A 17228-nucleotide genomic window follows, 5' to 3' on the forward strand; every position below is an offset into this window, starting at 1 on the left:
GTGGTGTGGTCGGCCCCGACCAGGAGGAACCACTGTGGCACAGGTCATTACCGTCGATTCGGCCGCCGGGCTCCGGGCCGCCGCGACCGAGATGGACGGCGTGTACGAGGCGGTCAGCCACACGGTTACCACGCTGTACGAGACCCTCACCCGTCTCGGCGACCCGATCTGCGCGGTGCCGAGCGGTACCTCGGGGAGTGCGTCGGCCACGGTGGTCAGCTCCACGGACAGCACACGGCCGCCGTGGGCAACCGACGCGACCGGCTGCAAGTTCGCCACTGGCGCCTCCGGTTACGTGGCCATGAGCGTCGACCTGCTGCAGGGTGGTTTCGACCTGGCGCAAACGCTGGCGGAGTTCGCCAAGGGCATGCGCCAGGCCGCCGACGGCCTACAGGGCGCCGACGAGTACTCCGCGCGGCGCTGACCGACGCCGCACCGGAACCGGCCTCACACCGGCGGCAGGTAGCAGACCTGGATGAGCTCGCGACTTCGAGTGCGCGACACCAGCATTCCGCGCCCGGCGGGATACTGCGCCGGTCGCACATCGCTGAGCAGCACGCCCTCGTCCTTGGGCGTGCTCATCAGAATGCCGTCCACCGACATGTCTTTCAGCGGGCCGAGCACGCCGTCGTATAGTGCCCGCGCCGCCCCGCCGGCCCGCCGGGCGATGATCACGTGCAGGCCGATGTCACGGGCCTGCGGGATCAGATCCATCAGCGGGAGCAGCGGATTGTTGGATGCCACCATGTCGTAGTCGTCGACGATGACGTACACCTCCGGCCCAGTCCACCAGTTCCGTTCACGCAGCTGCGCGGGCGTGATGTCGGGACCGGGCAGGCGGGCGGAGACGAATCCCGCGACCTCTTTCAGCGTCGGGATCGAGGTCTGCGCGGACGTCGAATACCCGGCCAGATGCGGTGTTTCGATCGCGCCGAGCATGGTGCGCCGATAGTCGACGAGGATGACGCGCGCCTCGTCCGGCCCGCAATTCTCCACGATGCTCTGCGCGATGTTGCGCAGCAGCGTGGTCTTGCCGCAGCCGACGTCGGCGAAGATCATCAGATGCGGCTGTTCCTCGAAATCCAGCACCATCGGCTGCAATTCGGATTCGCTGAGCCCGATCAGCACCCGCCGGTTGTCCAGCACCAGACCCTGCTCGCGGGCCGTCGCCACCACCTGCTCGCGCGAGAGTTCCAGCGGCAGCATCCGGACGGCGGGCGCGCGCCGGTCGCCGTAGAGCTCGGTGAGCGCCTCCTTGGCCGCGAGGACGGCCTCGGACAGGGTGTTCGGGTCGACGTCGGAGTCCAGGCGGGGCAGTGCGAGCAGCATGTGTAGCTTGTCCGGGCTGAGGCCGCGGCCCGGACGATTGATCGGAACCCCCACGGCCGCACGGCGATCCATCTCCGAGTCGGACGGATCGCCGAGGCGCAGTTCGATCCGGGTGCCGATCTGGTCCTTGACGGCGGGCCGGAACTCGGCCCAGCGGTTGGCGCCGATGATCAGGTGGATGCCGTAGGACAGGCCGCGCGCGGCCAGCGCCTGCACCTGGGGCTCGATCAGCTCGAATTCCTCGCGGAACGCGGCCCAGCCATCGATCACCAGGAAAACGTCGCCGAACAGGTCCGCCGAGAGCGGCTGGGCGGCGCGCTGGTCCTGCGGCAGTGCCGCCAGCTCGGAGCGCAGTTTGCGGAAGTCACGCATGGACTCGATGCCGAGCTCCAGGAACCGGGCCTCGCGCTGGCGCAACAGCGTGCTGAGTTCGGCGACCGTGCGGCGCACCCGGTCACTCTCGAGTCGTCCGGCGGCCGAGCCGACGTGCGGCAGGCCGTTGAGGGCCGCGAGGGTGCCACCGCCGAAGTCGAGGCAGTAGAACTGCACCTGTTCGGGGGTGTGCGTGGCCGCCGCGGCCATGATGATGGTGCGCAGCGTGATGGACTTGCCCGACTGCGGTCCGCCGACGACCGCGACATTGCCCTGCGCGCCGGCCAGATCGATGGTGAGGACGTCGCGCTTCTGCTCATACGGCTTGTCGACGATGCCGATCGGCAGCCACAGCTTGCCGTGCACGTTCTCGGGCGAACGCCAATCCGATTGCGGCAGCAGCATATCGACGGTGGGGGAGAGTTCGAGCGGCGGCAGCCACACCTCGTGCGCCGGACGGCCGTGGCCGACCAGTCGTTCGACCACGGTCTGCAACAGGGAACGTTCGACACCGCTCGGGGGAGTCTCGGCGAGCAGCTCACTGAGGTCGGGTAGCGCCACCTCGACGACCGAGGGTGTCTCCGTGGTGACCTCGGCGGCACCGGCGGTGAACACATCCACGGCGCTTATCGCGGGCGCGATCGGTCCGCCGCCGGTTTGCCCGGTGGCCGGCGGCACATAACTGCCCGACACGTAGGTTGCGTTGAACCGCAACGGATCCGAGGAATCGCTCTTCAGATACCCGGCACCGGGTTGGCCGGGCAGATGGTAGGCATCGGTGATGCCGAGCACCTGACGGGACTCACCGGCCGAGAAGGTGCGCAGGCCGATCCGGTACGACAGATGCGAATCCAATCCCCGCAACCGGTTCTCCTCCAGCCGCTGCGAGGCAAGCAGCAGATGCACCCGCAGCGAGCGGCCCAGCCGGCCGATCATGACGAACAGCTCGGCGAAATCCGGTTTCTGCGACAGCAATTCGGAGAACTCGTCAACGATCACGAACAGCGCGGGCAGCGGATCGAGCGGCGCGCCATTGGCCCTGGCCTTCTCGTATTCGGTGACGTTGGCGAAGTTTCCGGCCGACCGCAGCAGTTCCTGGCGGCGGTTCAGCTCGCCGGCCAGCGCGTCGCGCATCCGGTCCACCATCGAAAGCTCTTCCTCGAGGTTGGTGATAACGGCGGCCACGTGCGGCAGCGGATCGAGGCCGAGAAAGGTCGCGCCGCCCTTGAAGTCGACGAGCACCAGATTCAGAAGGTCCGGTGAATGGGTGGTCACCAGCGACAACACCAGCGTCCGCAGAAACTCCGACTTGCCGGAACCCGTTGCCCCGATACACAATCCGTGCGGGCCCATGCCGTTCTCGGCGGATTCCTTGATGTCGATCTCGACCGGCGTCCCGTCGGGCGTGACACCGATCGGGACCCGCAGCCGCTCGCGAAAAGACCGGGGCCGCCAGACCGTGTTCGGATCGATGGTCGCCGCGTCCGGGATCCGCAGCAGCGCCATCAATCCCGGGTCACCGCTGCCGCCGTCACCGAGATTGACGATCTGCGCGGTGGTGGCGATGCGGTATCGGGACATGCCGCGCGCGAAGGTCGCCGCCACGGCGCAACTCACCAGGTCCGGGTCGGCGAACTTCTCCACCGAGCCACCGGTGCGTGCCCCGATCACCCCGTCCTCGACCACCAACTGCAGGCCGCGGCGCACGGCGAGCCCGGTCTGCGGTGCGGTCAGGTCAAGCACGGTCACCGAGTCGAGGCCCGCGTCGCTGATGGTGCGTTCGGAGCCGCTGACATAACCGTCGTCGATCACCACCACCACGTGCAACCGGCCCGCGGTCGGCGGCGCGTTGCGCAGGAACCGCCCGCGTTCCAGCAAATCCTCCGCCAGCGCGGTCTCCAGCTCCGACAGTGATTCGTAGAGCATGCGGGCCGTGCCGATGCGGTCGGCGTCGCGCGGATGTTGCAGGTGCGGAAGCCATTTCGTCCACGCCCAAGTGTCGGACTCAGGGTCGGCGGTGACGATGGCGAACACCATGTTGTCCGGACCGTGGAAGGTGGCCAGCTCGAGCAGCATCGCGCGCACCAGCGTCCTGCCGTGCTCGCGCGGGCCTTCGACATTGACCGCGGGAAACGCGCGCAGCGAGATCGCGGTCGGCAGCGCGTGCACCACCGAATGGGTGCGAACGAAACGCCGCAGCGCCACCGTGCCCACCGGCTCCAGGTCTTCGAGCGGGCCGGTCTCCGGCCTGCCGAGTTTGGTGGCGATGCGGTGGCTGCCGATGCCGATGCGCACGTGCCCGAAGTCCGGGTCGTTGGGTCGCCGTTCCCACATGCGACGGGTGCCGATCAGCGCCTGCAGGTCGATCGGGTGGGGGTGACTCCAGGTCAGCGACTCACGTTGCAGCGCACCGGTATCGCGCACATCGCGGCGCAACTGGTCGAGATAACGGAAGTAGTCCTTGCGTTCCTCGTTGAGTTCGGCGGCCTTCTTGCCGCCGCCCTGCCCGCGTCCGGCCATCATGCCGACCATCGACATCAGCATCATCATCGGGAACATCAAGGTCATCGGATTGGTCAGCATGGACTTGCCGCTCATGGTGACCATCAGCACCACCATGCCGACCATGGCGACCACCATCACCACCGGCATCAACCGCTGCCACAGCGGGCTCGGCACCGGCGCGGTGATCTCCGGCGGCGCGTTCAGCACCACCTCGCCGCCCGGCGCGCGCGGCGGCGCGATCCGAGCAACCCGGATGAAACCCTGTGTACTCATTTCTCAACCTCGCTAACGCCGGCCTCCGGCACGAGCACTCGTCGTAGCTGTGTCATTTGTTCGCTCACTCGGTGTCGTCGCCCGGGAAGGCGAGTGTGCTGCGCTGCTCGCGCCGGAACGGAATCGACAGAGCCTGGACCAGACCGAGCAGAGCAAGGCAGATCACGGCCCCGGCCTCGCCGATCCAACGCGGCCAAGGGTTTTCGGGTACCGGCGGGATCGGCGCGGCGATCGGTATGCCTGCCGCGGGGTCGCCCGCTGTCCGGGGCGGCAGCACCGCGGTGAGCGCGGCGACCGGGTCGATCATGCCCGCCCCGATCCGGCTGTCGTGCCCGGTGCCCGGCGCGTGCGCGGTGGCCGTGATGCGGTTCATCACCTCTGGCGCGGACAACTGCGGGTAGCGGGTGCGGACCAGCGCGGCCAGGCCCGCCACATAGGCGCTGGCGAAGCTGGTCCCGTCGACGGGAGCGACCTGGCCGTTGGACTGTGGCGTGCCGTTGACCAGCCCGGTGCCGCCGGGGGTGCTGTCGAGTGACATGAGATTGCTGCCGGGTGCGGCGACCCGCACCCACGGCCCGTAGAGGGTGTACGGCGACGGTGATCCGTCGGCCTCGACCGCGGCGACCGTCAGGACATAGGGAGCGAACCAGGCCGGGGCCGCGATGGTATTGACGGCATCCCAGCCCGCGGTGCCGTTCTGGTCCTTGCACGCCCCCTGCGACTCCAGGTTGCCCGCCGCGGCGACGACCACGACGTCGTGGTCGTAGGCGTATTTCACAGCGGCGCCGAGCATTCCGTCCACCGGGTCGGTGCCGACCGGCCTGCACGACACCTCCGAGATGTTGATGACGGTGGCGTGCAGGTCGACCGCGTGCACAATCGCGTCGGCGAGGGTGGCGACGGTACCGAAGCCGCCTGCCGACATCCCGCCGGGATTGTCCGTGCCGTAACTGTTCTTGGGTTCGTAGGCCAGGCTGGTCTGGCGGATCGACAGGATCGTCGCCTGCGGTGCCACGCCGGAGAATCCGTCGCCGCCGTCCGGCGCCGGGTGCGCGGCGATGAGGCCCGCGACCAGTGTGCCGTGCCCGTCGCAGTCGACGGTGCCGTTCGAGTCGGCGACATAATCGCCGCCCGGGACCATGCTCAGGCGGGGATGCGGGTTGATGCCGGTGTCGATCACGGCCACGGTCTGCCCGTCACCCCTGCTGAATTTCCAGGCCGATTCGAGTCCGAGCGCCTTCTGCACGGCGGGTATCCCGACGGGCGGGGGACCGGTCCAGATCGGGTGCGAGCAGAGCAGTCGCTGCCGCGCGGGTTCCGGCGGAGCCACCGGAGCGTTCGTGATCAGCGCACCCGGATCCACCTCGGGCGGCGCGATGGCCTGCGCCGCACCGGCCGGCGCGAGCGCCAACCCCAGCGCCAACCCGGCGGCGCAGCCCCGCAGGACCGCGCGCCGCGGCCCGGACTCAGCCATGGCGAGCGAGGGAGTAAATATCGAGTATCCAGAAGGCCAGCGGGCCGATCGTGCAGATCATCAGGTATTCCAGTAGCTCACCCGCACGTTGCGCGACCGGCGAGACCTCCAGGTGCGGCCCCGCGACACCGATCAGCACGGCGAGCACCGCGAATACCACCAATGCGCCCGCCGCGGGGAGCGCCGCGTCCGATATCCGCAGACCGACCACCACCGCCGGTACCACCAGGCTGGCGCAGCCGCCGAGCACCAGGGCCGAGGCCTGGGTCAGGTCGGCGAATCCGCGTCCGCGCCTGGCCAATACGATGCCGACCGCCCCGGCCAGCGCCACCGCGTTCCAGTGCGTCGCGGTCACGACCGTCGTGATCGTCGCGCCGACGGTGACCGCCACGATCGCGATGATCATGCCGGACTGGTACTGGTTCGCCAGCCGGGACCGCTGGCCGAGGCCGGCCGCCGACGGTATCGACGTCGCGCCGATCGCGCCGATCCCTTCGATGTTGGGGCGTGGCTCGTGGTCGCGCGGATCGATCGCGCCACCGGCCGTCGGCACCGGCGGCACCGGCAGCCGGGCCGCCGCCACCGCGATGCGCGGGGCCAGGGTGATGCCGATCAGCGCGACCACGATCACCGCCGCCGCGGCCTTCGACGGTGCCACGTGCCACACCGTCACCGCGCCCGCCGTGCCCGTGCCGAACACCGCCAGGCTGATCACCGCCGAGAACATCGTCTGGCCCGCACCGACAACCCGCAACGCGATAACCGCGAGCAGCAAAGTGGCCGCGCTGCACAACAGCAGATGTGGGGCGCCGAGCGCGCCGGGCACCAGCACGGCCGCGCCGCTGCCCGTCAACAACAGCCCGCATAGCGACAGTCCGGTGGCCGCGGCCGCCGCACCGTAGATCCGGGCGACGAGCGTGGCGGCGACCAGCGTCAGCAGTCCCACGACGAGGCCGCTCACACCCGCCACGATGCCCGAACCGCGCGTCGCCGCGACCAGGAGCAGCAGGCAGACGCCCACGGTGGCAGCGAGGGCGGCAGCCAGGCCCGCCCGACCGGACGAACCGGATGTCCAACCGCGGAACGAACTTTCGGTCAACCGGGCCACGGCGTCGATGACATCGTCGAACAGCGCGGGCGATTCGGCCGAGTCCACCGCCCGCAGGACCAGCAGTTCACCGTCGAAGACTTCGGCGTCGGTCAACGTGCGCGCGGGATCGATCGCGGTGTGGCCCAACCGCGCCAGCGTCCAATGCTGGGCCGCCAGCGGGCCGCCGTCGTCGTGCTCGGACAGGTCCGGGTTGCGGGATGCGATGAGCTCCACCACATCCGGGATGAAATTGGCGATCGCGACCGCCGTGGGCAACACCACGTCCACCTGGGTATTTCCGCCTATCACGGAAACACGGCACCGCTGCGGCTCGATAGCCGTCGACTCCATCACCTAAACGACTCCCGAAGTTCCTGGTCTCGATCTTCGGCAAGGTATCAATCGGCCGACGGCGCGGCACCCGTGGTGAACAGAGTTCGCCTCGTCGTAACCGCTTCGCGGAGACGACATGCGGAAACCCCGGTCCCGCCCGCGGGGGTATGTGAACTGTCCGTGAATGTCCGGTAGGCGCGGTTTGTTCCGAGGCGACCGGTGCGGGCGGTGACCGCTACATTGCCGGGCATGTCAGCCAACCGGCAAGCGCAACAGATCTTCGACGCGGGCGTGCTGTCGTTGGGTGTCATGGTCGACGGCCGGCAGGCCGCGAAGGATCTCGAATACGCCAAAGCCGCCTTCCGCCGCGCCACCGAACTCGATCCGGGTATGTGCGACGCCTGGCTGGGGCGGGTCACCGCAGGCGAGGTGACTCCCGATGTGCTGCAACGGCTTTACGAGACCTCGGCGACCTCGCTGCTGCGCGAGCAGCGGCGCCTCGGGCTGCCGCCGCGCCAGCTGTCGGGCCGGTTCCAGATCGGTCAGTACATCGACTATCCGATCGCCAGCCTGACCGAGATCTGGCTCGCCCAGGCGATGCGGTTGATCGACGACAAGCGATTCGGCGACGCCGAGCAACTCCTCGACGAGCTCGAGGCCCGACGGCGCAAGATCGTCGACGACCCGGACCGGGTGGTCGACGATCAGGTGTGCGCCTACACCCGCGCCGTCCTGCATTTCATCACGCAGCGCTGGCCGGACGTGATGTCGGTGCTGGTCGGGTCCGCGGAATGGCAGGACACCTACATGGCCGCTGGTGCGCACGTCATGGTGGGCACCGCGTGCGCGCACCTCGGATTGTTCGGGGAGGCGACCCGGCGCTTGGAGATGGCCGAGCGTGGCCCCATTCCGGCCGCTCGCATCGCCGCCATGTACTGCCGCGGCCTATGCGTGCGCGAGCAGGGCAACGAGGACGAGGCGCGCGCGCTCTTGGAGACCGTCTACACCCAGGTTCCCGATTTCGCCGCCGTCGCCCAGGCGATGCACGACCCCAAGTTCCGCATCGTGGTCACCACCAAGGAACAGCTCGAATCCCGTATCGACCGTTGGGATCCGGCGTCGGCGCCGTCGCTGGAAGAGGCGGCCCAAGAGCAGCAGCAGCACAAGGCGGAGGTGATCCTGGCCGCCGCCCGCGCGGAATTGCAGGCGCAGATCGGCCTCGGCGCGGTGAAGGTCCAGGTCGCCAAGCTGCAATCCTCGGCGACGCTGGCGCAGATCCGGGCCGAGAAGGGCCTCACCAGCATGCCGCGCGGGCAGCACCTGGCCTTTACCGGTCCGCCGGGAACGGGTAAGACCACGATCGCCCGGGTGGTCGCCAAGATCTATTGCGGCTTGGGCCTGCTCAAAACCGACAAGGTCATAGAGACCAAACGCTCCGATTTCGTGGGCCAGCACCTGGGTTCCACCGCGATCAAAAGCAACAAGCTGATCGACTCGGCAATGGACGGTGTGCTTTTCGTCGACGAGGCGTACACGCTGATCCAGGCCGGACTGTCCGGCGGTGACGCCTTCGGCCGGGAGGCGGTCGACACCCTGCTGGCCCGAATGGAGAATGATCGCGACCGGCTGGTGGTGATCATCGCGGGCTACGACGGCGAGATCGACCGATTCCTGGCCAGCAACGACGGTTTGGCGTCCCGCTTCTCGAAAAGGGTTAAGTTCGACTCGTATTCGCCCGAGGAACTGTGCGACATCGGCATGTTCATCGCGGGCAAGCGCGATTCGACGATATCCGACGACGCGATCGAGCTCCTCCGCTCGGCGTGTACGGAGCTGTACAACGCCGAGCGCACCGATCAGAGCGGCCTCCCGCGCCGCGGCGTCGACATCGCGGGCAACGGCCGGTTCATCCGCAATATCGTCGAAACAGCCGAGGAGGAAAGGGAATACCGGCTCGCCATGGACGACACCCTGGATCTGCGAGCGCTGGACCAGGACACGTTGATGCGGATCGAGGCGGCCGACATGCGGCAGGCGCTGGACAGCGTCCTGGCCACGCTGACATAGCGGGTCCGGGCTGATGGCAACCTCGGCACCCGTGATCCTGGTGACCTTCGCGGGTCGCCGGGACAGGATGGCGCTGCTCGCCGGCTATGTGGGCGAGGCGATTCGGCGCAATCTGATCGACGAATGGCATGTCTGGGACTTTTCCCGAAACGACGACGACGGCCGCTGGCTGGCATCGCGTTTCCCGACCGTCGGCCGCACCGCCGACGATCCCACGTATTGCGCTGCGGGCGAGCTTGTTCCGGGCGCCCCGTGGCGCAGCCGGGTGCGCGCGTCCAATGATGTTCATATCGGCCTCGCACCCCATCCTGGGAACGAGGAGGCATCGGCCTACGAGTTGGTCGTCGGTGGATGGAGTAATCAACGGACCGTGCTTCGGCAGGTGCGCACCGACGAACTCTTCCTGAACGATCACGAGTGGCGTGCCGATCGACCGCCGCCGGTGGCCGACCTCTACACGCCAGGCGTTCTGTCGCAGTCGGTATTTCGCGATCTGGAGGTGTCGGTCGGCGCGTCTGGTCTTGCGTTGAGCGTTGACGGAAACACCGTGCTGTCGGGCGTCGAAGGCAGTGCGGCGGGTGCGTACAGCGTCTATGTGAAGACCGGGTACGGCTCCGACGGCGAATGGCGTTTTCCCGAGCTCGCGGCGACGGAGTATCGCTACCGTACCGCTGGGGGACAGGGCTGGGCAGAGTTCTACCGGTTCTACTCCGTCCGAGCCGAATACTATGCCGACGCCGTTTTCCTGAAATGCGACGACGACGTCGTATACCTGCAGCTCGAACAACTCGCGGAGTTCATCCGATTCAGAAGACGAGAACCGAACTACTTTCTCGTCAGCGCCAACGTCGTCAACAACGGCGTGTGCGCCTACTACCAGCAGCAATCCGGCGCGATACCGCGTGACCTGATGGAGCTGACGTTGCCGCCGGACGGATTCGGCGGAACCCTCTGGGAGAGCGGCACATTGGCATCAAGGCTGCACCACCACTTTCTGAACGACCCGCGACTATTCGAGGAAATGCCGCAAGCGCCGATCCCGTGGCGCGGACGTCTCTCGATCAACTTCGTCTCCTGGCTCGGCGCAGATATCTCCTACCTGTCCGCGGTGGACGACGACGAGCTCCTGCTGTCCGTCGTGATCCCCGGCTATCTCGGCCGCCCGAACTGTATTTTCCCCGGATTCCTGGCCAGCCACCTCTCCTTTTACCCCCAGGTCGCCCAGCTCGACCACCACGCCCTGCTGGCGCGATACCGAATACTCGCCAAGGAGAACGGTCTTCCCGACGAGGGCTGACCGCTGCCGGTCTCACCGCGGCAACATGGGTATCGGGCTCGGCTCGGCCACGGTCACCAGCACAACGACATCCGCGTAGGGCGCATCCCCGTGCCCGAGGCGATGGGCGAAGCGTGCCACGGGAATTCGCCATCGATACTTCGCGGCGATCTCCGACTCCACATGGGCCAGTAGTGTGCCCGCGGTCACCAACTGGGCTTGGCCTTGCCGCTGGTGCGAGCCGAGTGCTGGGTTGCCGCGCCGGTCACCGGGCTGAATGAGCACCCGGCCGTCCCGCGCCAGCTCCTCGCCTTCGGCAGACCGCGACGACACGCGGAAGGCCAGCTGAGTGTCGCCGATCGGAATGACCAAGCGCGGCACCGCAGTCAACTGCCGCGGCCCGGTAACCCGAGTCACCAGCACGGTTTTGGCATCGCGCCACACGTCCGCGCCAGTCGAATTTCCACCACGGCGGGCCGGTTGTAGTCGGACATCGGGCCGCGCCACCTGCCCGTCGAGGGCGAGGTCGACGAGAGTACCTGTCATCGCGTTCGTTCCTTTCCCTTGGAGAATTCACCGATCGATCGGTGCCGGGTCCCCGGCAACACAGGCGGGCCCTTATTCCCTCAGCCGTACCCCACCATCGCCCGCTCAATCACACCGGTCAACCCGGACCCGCCCAGCAAAGTCCCGCCGTCGTGGAAGGGATAGACTTCCAGCGCGGCCGAGCGCGAGCGGTGCCAGCGGCCAGGGAGGGAATTGCCTTGCGGACGAGTCTATTTCGATGTGCTTCTGTCCTCGTCCTACTGATGTTGACCACGATGGATGTCACCGCCCGAGCTGAACCGGCCCTGCCGCAACCGGTCTCGGTGCTCATAACCCTGCCGGAGCCGACCGGTGCCGACGCGATCGGTGTGGTCGACCTGCATCTGATCGATACCTCGCGGCGCGATCCGTATAAGGCGGCCGTCCCGCGTGAGCTGATGGTCAGCATCTGGTATCCCGCTACCAACGTGGCGGGATTGCCCGTGCGGCCATGGCTTTCGCCCCGACTCGCCCAAATGTATGCCGACAGCGTGACTCCGGTCGGTGCCCCCTCGGCGCAGCGATGGGCTTTTGGACCCAGCCATGGCTACCTCGACGCGGGCGCGGAGACCTCCCGTGGGCGTCGGCCGATAATTGTCTTCTCGCCGGGCAAGGGGCTGCCGCGTGAGCTGAGCACCGCGCAGGCAGAAGATCTGGCCAGCCACGGTTTTGTGGTGGTCACCCTGAGCCACACTCACGAAACATCCGCAACGGAATTCCCCGGCGGGCGGATCGAAGAGAGCCTGCTGCCACCGGCAACCGATCCCGGCGAAGACGAGGCCCAGGGCACTACCGCGTTGGCGACGCGGGTAGCCGACACCCGGTTTGTGCTCGACGAGCTCGCCGACCTCGCCGCAGGGCACAACCCGGACGCTGACCAGCACGCGCTACCCGCGAACCTCGCTGGCGTACTCGACGTTTCGAAGGTCGCGATGTTCGGGCATTCCTTGGGCGGCGCCACTGTGGCGCAGGCAATGCACGACGATCGCCGGATCGCGGCGGGAGTCGATCTCGATGGCCGCCTCTGGGGATCGGTGGTCACCGACGGACTGGATCGTCCGTTCATGCTCATCAACCGCGAAGGCCATGATCGTGCCGAGATCCCGGGCATGAAACAGTTCTGGGCCGCTGGTCACGGACTGAAACTCAATTTCCGGCTCAACGGCGCACAACACCATTCGTTCTGCGACAACCAGCTGATCGCCGCTCCACTCGTCGCCGCGGGTGTCGTCTCCTCCGCAGCCGCGTCCCAGCTGGTCGGCACCATCGATCCGCGGAGCTCGATCGATCTGCAGCGCAGCTACCTGCGCGGTTTCTTCGACATGACACTGGGTCGATACGACGATCTCCCGCAGGCGCCTGCGAACTTCCTGCACCCGGAGATGGTCCCGGTTCCATAGGCGCTTAGCCGCATGCACTTTCGTGCCACGTGGCGATAAACGGTGTCAGGCCGAGTTGGGTTCTTCCATCGGCGTGCTGCCCGTTCGGCTGTCACCGGCTGACGACACGGCCTGCTCCAAATTCGCGATCAGTCGCGTCAGCAGCGCTGCGAGTAGCTGGATCTCGCTGTCGTCGAAGCCCGTGAGTGCGTCCGCGTGGCCTTGCGACAACACGGTCCTGGCCTCGGGCAGTAGCGACATCGCTCGCTCGGTGAGCGCGACCAAGCTGCTGCGCCGATCGTGTGGGTGCGGTGTGCGCTGGATCAGGCCATCGCGTTGCATGCGGCCCAGCAGTTCGGCCATGGCGGGCTGCCCGGCGCTGGATCGGGTGGCCAGCTCCTTTTGGGTCAGGGCGGATCCGTCCGCCAGCGTGCCGAGGACGGGGATCTGGCTGGCCGTGATGCCCAATGCTCGCAGGCGGCTGTCATGCAGCAGGGCGAAGAGCCGAGCCGCATGGTTGATCAGCTGAGCGGGTGCCGTCTCGGGTCGCCATTCCGTCATGCCGTCCAAGATACATCGGATCCGATCTAGAATTAATATCGGATCCGATGTACTTTGCTCATATGATCATTCGAAACGTGACAGTCATCGACGGATCCGGCGCAGCGCCGATCACGGACGCGGAAGTTGTCGTTGTCGGCGAACGGTTTACCGAGGTGCGGCCCAGCGCACCGGATGCGGCGCCTACCGACGACGAGGTCATCGACGGCCGCGGCGGATACCTGATCCCCGGACTGTGGGAAAGCCACACGCATTTGGCCGGCTACGCGGCCTCCCTGCCGGAACCGGAGCAGGTTCCCTACGTCATACGGACACTGGCCGATTTCCTTGCGACGGGGATCACGACGGTCGTGGACTTGGGTGGCTCACTGGCCATCGACCACGGCGTGCGGACCTACGCTGATCCGGGCGAGACGGCCAAACTCTTCTACGCCGGCCCGGTGTTCACCGGGGTCGAGGGCTGGCCGATGCAGGCACACGGCAACCCGGCCATGGCCCGTCAGGTCAGCGATCCCGACCAAGGCCGTCGGCTGGTGCTCGAGCTGGCCGGGGACGTCGACTTCGTCAAATTCATCTACGACGGCGAACCGGGGGCTCCGGACAAGCTGTCCCGCCGCGCCTTACACGTCATGGTGGACGCCGCGCACGAGGTGGGCAAGAAGGTGCTCGTGCACATCCGCACGCACGCCGACATCGAAGACGCGGTAGCGGCCGGGGCGGACTGCGTCGAACACGCCCCCTTGCCGTCGGGAGACGACGCGCTCACCGAAGCCGGGAAACTCGCCGATCTGCTCGCGAGTTCCGGGACCTACTACTGCCCGACCCTGGTGACCTGGGAGCAGCTCGGGCACGGCGGGGACCGCGGCTACCTGGAGGAACTCGTCGTAGCCGGCATCCTCGACGAAGCCGGGGCGCGGGCGGTGGCGGCGCGGCCGGGATTCGGGCGGCCGTTCCCGCACCACCCGGCGGCCGAATCCATGGCACGTTTCCGGTACGGGATGCGCACACTGCCGATCATGCACGCGGCCGGGGTGAAAATCGTTGCAGGCAGCGACGTCGCGCTGACGATGCCGTCCCCGCCGTTGGCGTTGCTGCGCGAACTGCAACTGTTCGCCAAGGCGGGGTTGTCACCCGCCGACATCATCGCCACGGTGACCCGGCACGCCGCGGCACGAATCGCGATGCCCGCATACACCGGGATGATCGCCGCGGGTTCGGTGGCCGACGCGCTGCTACTCGACCGCGACCCGCTCGCGGACCTGAGTGCGCTGTCCGACCCGAACGGCCGGGCGGCCACGATCCGCCAGGGCAAGGTACTGCCGCGGGGCTGGCGCCCGGAGCACGACACCAGCAGAGCCGAGGCATAGCCACTGGTCGACGGCCGCGATGTGGCGGGCCGGTTGTCGAATCATGTTGCCTGAGAGTAGGAATCAAGGATGTCCCTACCTCAGAGCACGCCTGGCTTGCGCGTCGCGGTCATCGGCCCCGGCGGAATCGGCAGTGCCTTCGCCTTCCACCTGTCCCGCGCAGGCCACGACGTCACCGTCATCGCTCGCGGCACCCGACTACAGCACCTGCGCGATGCCGAGGCAATCGTCACTACCACCGGTGCGCAAGCCGCCGTGCACGTCGCCGACGAGCTCGACCCGACTACACCATGGGATCTCGTGCTGGTCACGGTTCTCGTGTCGCAGGTCGACGTGCTGCTGCCGCGTCTCGCCGCCAGTGCCGCGCACACCGTCATGTTCATGTTCAACACCTTCGGGCCGCTGGACCGCCTCCGTGACGCCGTGGGTGCGCAGCGGGTGGTGTTCGGTTTCCCGGCGATAGTGGCCGGCATCGAAGACGGCAGACTGGCCTCGACCATTCTCCGCCGAGGCTTACCCACCACCGTCTCGGATGATCGTTGGGCGACTGTCTTCTCCGACGCCGGGATACCCTCGGCCGCACACCCTGATATGCAGAGTTGGCTGCGTACCCACGCGGCCCTCGCCGTGCCGCTGATGCTCGCCGGACTCAGCGCGCACCGTAGCGGCCGGGGGGTGAGCCGACGCGAAGCGATGGAGCTGGCTCGCGCCCTGCGCGAAGGATTGAACCTGGTGCGCCGACTGGGAAACAGCCTCACGCCGAGACCGCTCGCCGTCTTCGACCGCCTTCCTGTTCCGGTAGTCGCCGCGCTGCTGTGGGCACTCACCCGGCTCCCGGTATTCGTCAAAACAACGTCCGTGGCGCCGAAAGGTGAGGCGGCAATGCTGATCGACGAAATGAACTCCGTTGCACCGCAAGGCACCCCGGCGCTGCTGGCAGTCCGGCCGGGGTAGTCCTGGACATCGGCAGGACGACCGTGGTGGCCGCTATTCGCCCCGTCGCGCTAGCCGACGGTGTGCAGCACCGCTAGCACGATCGGCGTGCCGACGGCGACGACCACGGCGAGGAACAGGAGGGCGAACACGGTCTTGATGGCACGCCACACCGGCGAGATCGGGCGGCGTGATCGCCGCGCGAGACGGTACGAGTCCGCGCTGGATTGCCTTGCCCACGTGGAGAATCCTGGATCGGTCATGATGACGCTCTCTAATTTTAGTAAGTCTATCTGACCAATTTAATCAGGCTCGCCGACTTATTTCAACCATGGATCAGGCGTAGGGGTCGGTGATCTCGCGCAGTTCGCCGAGTGCCTCGCGCAGTTCGCGCATGCGCCGGGTGCCCAGGTGTGCGGCCCACTCGGCTTCGATCCGATCGGCGACCGAGTTGGAGAATTCGGCCACCTGCTTGCCGCGGGCGGACAGGCGGACCAGGCGGGCGCGACCGTCGCTCGGATCGGGAACGCGGTGCACGTATCCGGCGCGTTCCAGCTGGTCTACCAGGAATCCGGCGGTCTGCTTGGTGATCTGCGCTTGCTCGGCGAGGTCGGTGAGACGGGTGCCATCGGCGCCGATGCGCTGGGCGACCCTGCCCTGGGCCACGGTGATGTCGTCGAAGCCGGCCGCGCCGAGTTCGGCGAAGATCCGATCCTCCATCGACCGGTGCGCGATGTACATCAGCAGCCCCGTGTTCAGCTCGCCGTCGGCCATGCCGCTCCTTGACAATAGTACGATTCACTGACTATTTTAATCAGTGATGCTGACCAATGCTATCGGAGGTGTCCGATGACGGCACAGGTACGACAGCCGCTCGACCGCGAAGCCTGCTGGCGGGTCATCGAACAGCAGCGCCTCGCCATCGCCGACCTGCTCGCGGATCTGACCGCCGCGGAATGGGAGTCGCCGTCGCTGTGCGCGCATTGGCGGATCCGCGACGTCGCCGCGCACATCGCCCTGACGCCGCGACCGCCGTCGCTCGGCGCGCTGTTCGTCGCCGGTCTGCGCGCGAACGGGAACTACAACCGGCTCATCGACGACCTCACCGTGCGGGCCGCGAATCGACCGGTCGCCGAGCTGGTATCGACGATCCGCACCCACGCGGCGTCCCGAAAACTGCCGGGCCCCACCAACTATCGCAACATCCTGTTCGACACCATGGTGCACGGTCAGGACATCGCCATCCCGCTGGGTCGCACCATCGACGTCCCGGCCGACGCGGCCGCGACGGGTGCCGGCATCGCGGCCGAAATCGGTTGGCCGGTATGGGATAAGCGTCGGCTCGACGGACTCGCCTTGCGCGCCACCGATATCGACTGGTCGCACGGCGCGGGCGCCGAGATCCGCGGCCCGATCAAGGCGCTGCTCCTGGTGGTGACCGGGCGGGCGGCCGCGCTGGAAAGCGTGACCGGCGAAGGTGTTCCGGCGCTGGCCGCCCGACTGCTCGCCAACTAGGCGTCGGCGGATGTAATCGCCTGACTCGTCTCCGGATTCGCCGACGTTACTACCGTGTCGCATCCGGCCTAGTAGCAACCTCTGAGCTATCGTTATATCCGCGTACAGGTTCATGCAAAAGATCGGCGATTTCGGACAGGTGATCAGCAAGCGAACCCGAGAGGAGAAC

14 protein-coding genes are annotated in these 17228 nt (G+C 67.4%); 7 read left to right on the forward strand and 7 right to left on the reverse strand.

The features are described 5' to 3' along the window. Window positions 1-34: 34 nt before the first annotated feature. Window positions 35-424 (forward strand): hypothetical protein, encoded by a 390-nt coding sequence (locus ACIBCN_RS37080; RefSeq protein ID WP_396996659.1) that lies wholly within the window; start codon window positions 35-37, stop codon window positions 422-424. Window positions 425-447: 23 nt separating this feature from the next. Here ACIBCN_RS37080 and eccCa read toward each other — a convergent pair whose 3' ends face one another. The 3 genes from eccCa to eccD all read right to left on the reverse strand — a co-directional run bounded on the left by eccCa (window position 448) and on the right by eccD (window position 7352). After that, a complete protein-coding gene (gene eccCa / locus ACIBCN_RS37085) occupies window positions 448-4479 on the reverse strand; it encodes a type VII secretion protein EccCa (protein WP_396996661.1) in 4032 nt (1343 codons plus the stop codon). A gap of 64 nt (window positions 4480-4543) precedes the next feature. Continuing rightward, complete coding sequence (mycP, locus tag ACIBCN_RS37090; protein WP_396996662.1) at window positions 4544-5953, reverse strand: type VII secretion-associated serine protease mycosin; 1410 nt, start codon at window positions 5951-5953, stop codon at window positions 4544-4546. After that, window positions 5946-7352 (reverse strand): type VII secretion integral membrane protein EccD, encoded by a 1407-nt coding sequence (gene eccD / locus ACIBCN_RS37095; RefSeq protein ID WP_396996663.1) that lies wholly within the window; start codon window positions 7350-7352, stop codon window positions 5946-5948. Before eccD ends, mycP begins: the two co-directional genes overlap by 8 nt. A gap of 273 nt (window positions 7353-7625) precedes the next feature. Between eccD and eccA the strand changes: the two genes are divergently transcribed. Together eccA and ACIBCN_RS37105 are read left to right on the forward strand one after the other, a co-directional pair. Continuing rightward, window positions 7626-9443 carry a type VII secretion AAA-ATPase EccA gene (gene eccA, locus ACIBCN_RS37100; RefSeq protein ID WP_396996665.1) on the forward strand — a complete coding sequence of 606 codons (1818 nt, stop codon included), beginning with the start codon at window positions 7626-7628 and terminating at the stop codon, window positions 9441-9443. Window positions 9444-9456: 13 nt separating this feature from the next. Beyond that, entirely contained in the window at window positions 9457-10740 is a 1284-nt protein-coding gene (locus ACIBCN_RS37105; protein WP_396996667.1) for a hypothetical protein, read from the forward strand. A gap of 12 nt (window positions 10741-10752) precedes the next feature. Here the strand turns inward: ACIBCN_RS37105 and ACIBCN_RS37110 are convergent, their stop codons facing one another. Next, window positions 10753-11265: a hypothetical protein gene (locus ACIBCN_RS37110; protein WP_396996668.1), complete on the reverse strand. Its 513-nt coding sequence runs from the start codon at window positions 11263-11265 to the stop codon at window positions 10753-10755. Window positions 11266-11540: 275 nt separating this feature from the next. Here ACIBCN_RS37110 and ACIBCN_RS37115 point away from each other — a divergent pair, with 275 nt between their 5' ends. Then, the gene (locus ACIBCN_RS37115; RefSeq protein WP_396996669.1) at window positions 11541-12704 is read left to right on the forward strand and encodes an alpha/beta hydrolase family protein; all 1164 of its coding nucleotides are present in this window, start codon (window positions 11541-11543) and stop codon (window positions 12702-12704) included. A 45-nt stretch (window positions 12705-12749) separates the two neighbouring features. Here ACIBCN_RS37115 and ACIBCN_RS37120 read toward each other — a convergent pair whose 3' ends face one another. Next, complete coding sequence (locus ACIBCN_RS37120; protein ID WP_396996671.1) at window positions 12750-13244, reverse strand: MarR family winged helix-turn-helix transcriptional regulator; 495 nt, start codon at window positions 13242-13244, stop codon at window positions 12750-12752. Window positions 13245-13321: 77 nt separating this feature from the next. Here ACIBCN_RS37120 and ACIBCN_RS37125 point away from each other — a divergent pair, with 77 nt between their 5' ends. Together ACIBCN_RS37125 and ACIBCN_RS37130 are read left to right on the forward strand one after the other, a co-directional pair. Beyond that, on the forward strand, window positions 13322-14611 hold the full coding sequence (locus ACIBCN_RS37125; RefSeq protein ID WP_396996672.1) for an amidohydrolase family protein: 1290 nt from the start codon (window positions 13322-13324) through the stop codon (window positions 14609-14611). Window positions 14612-14680: 69 nt separating this feature from the next. Continuing rightward, window positions 14681-15565: a ketopantoate reductase family protein gene (locus tag ACIBCN_RS37130; RefSeq protein ID WP_396996673.1), complete on the forward strand. Its 885-nt coding sequence runs from the start codon at window positions 14681-14683 to the stop codon at window positions 15563-15565. Between the two features lie 50 nt (window positions 15566-15615). Here the strand turns inward: ACIBCN_RS37130 and ACIBCN_RS37135 are convergent, their stop codons facing one another. Both ACIBCN_RS37135 and ACIBCN_RS37140 read right to left on the reverse strand, forming a co-directional pair. Further along, the gene (locus ACIBCN_RS37135) at window positions 15616-15807 is read right to left on the reverse strand and encodes a hypothetical protein (protein ID WP_396996674.1); all 192 of its coding nucleotides are present in this window, start codon (window positions 15805-15807) and stop codon (window positions 15616-15618) included. A 73-nt stretch (window positions 15808-15880) separates the two neighbouring features. Next, window positions 15881-16318 (reverse strand): MarR family winged helix-turn-helix transcriptional regulator, encoded by a 438-nt coding sequence (locus tag ACIBCN_RS37140; protein ID WP_396996675.1) that lies wholly within the window; start codon window positions 16316-16318, stop codon window positions 15881-15883. 75 nt (window positions 16319-16393) lie between these two features. Here ACIBCN_RS37140 and ACIBCN_RS37145 point away from each other — a divergent pair, with 75 nt between their 5' ends. Continuing rightward, the gene (locus ACIBCN_RS37145; RefSeq protein ID WP_396996676.1) at window positions 16394-17059 is read left to right on the forward strand and encodes a maleylpyruvate isomerase family mycothiol-dependent enzyme; all 666 of its coding nucleotides are present in this window, start codon (window positions 16394-16396) and stop codon (window positions 17057-17059) included. The last annotated feature ends 169 nt before the right edge of the window (window positions 17060-17228 follow it).

Source organism: Nocardia sp. NPDC051052, from assembly GCF_044456045.1.
Lineage (GTDB): Bacteria > Actinomycetota > Actinomycetes > Mycobacteriales > Mycobacteriaceae > Nocardia.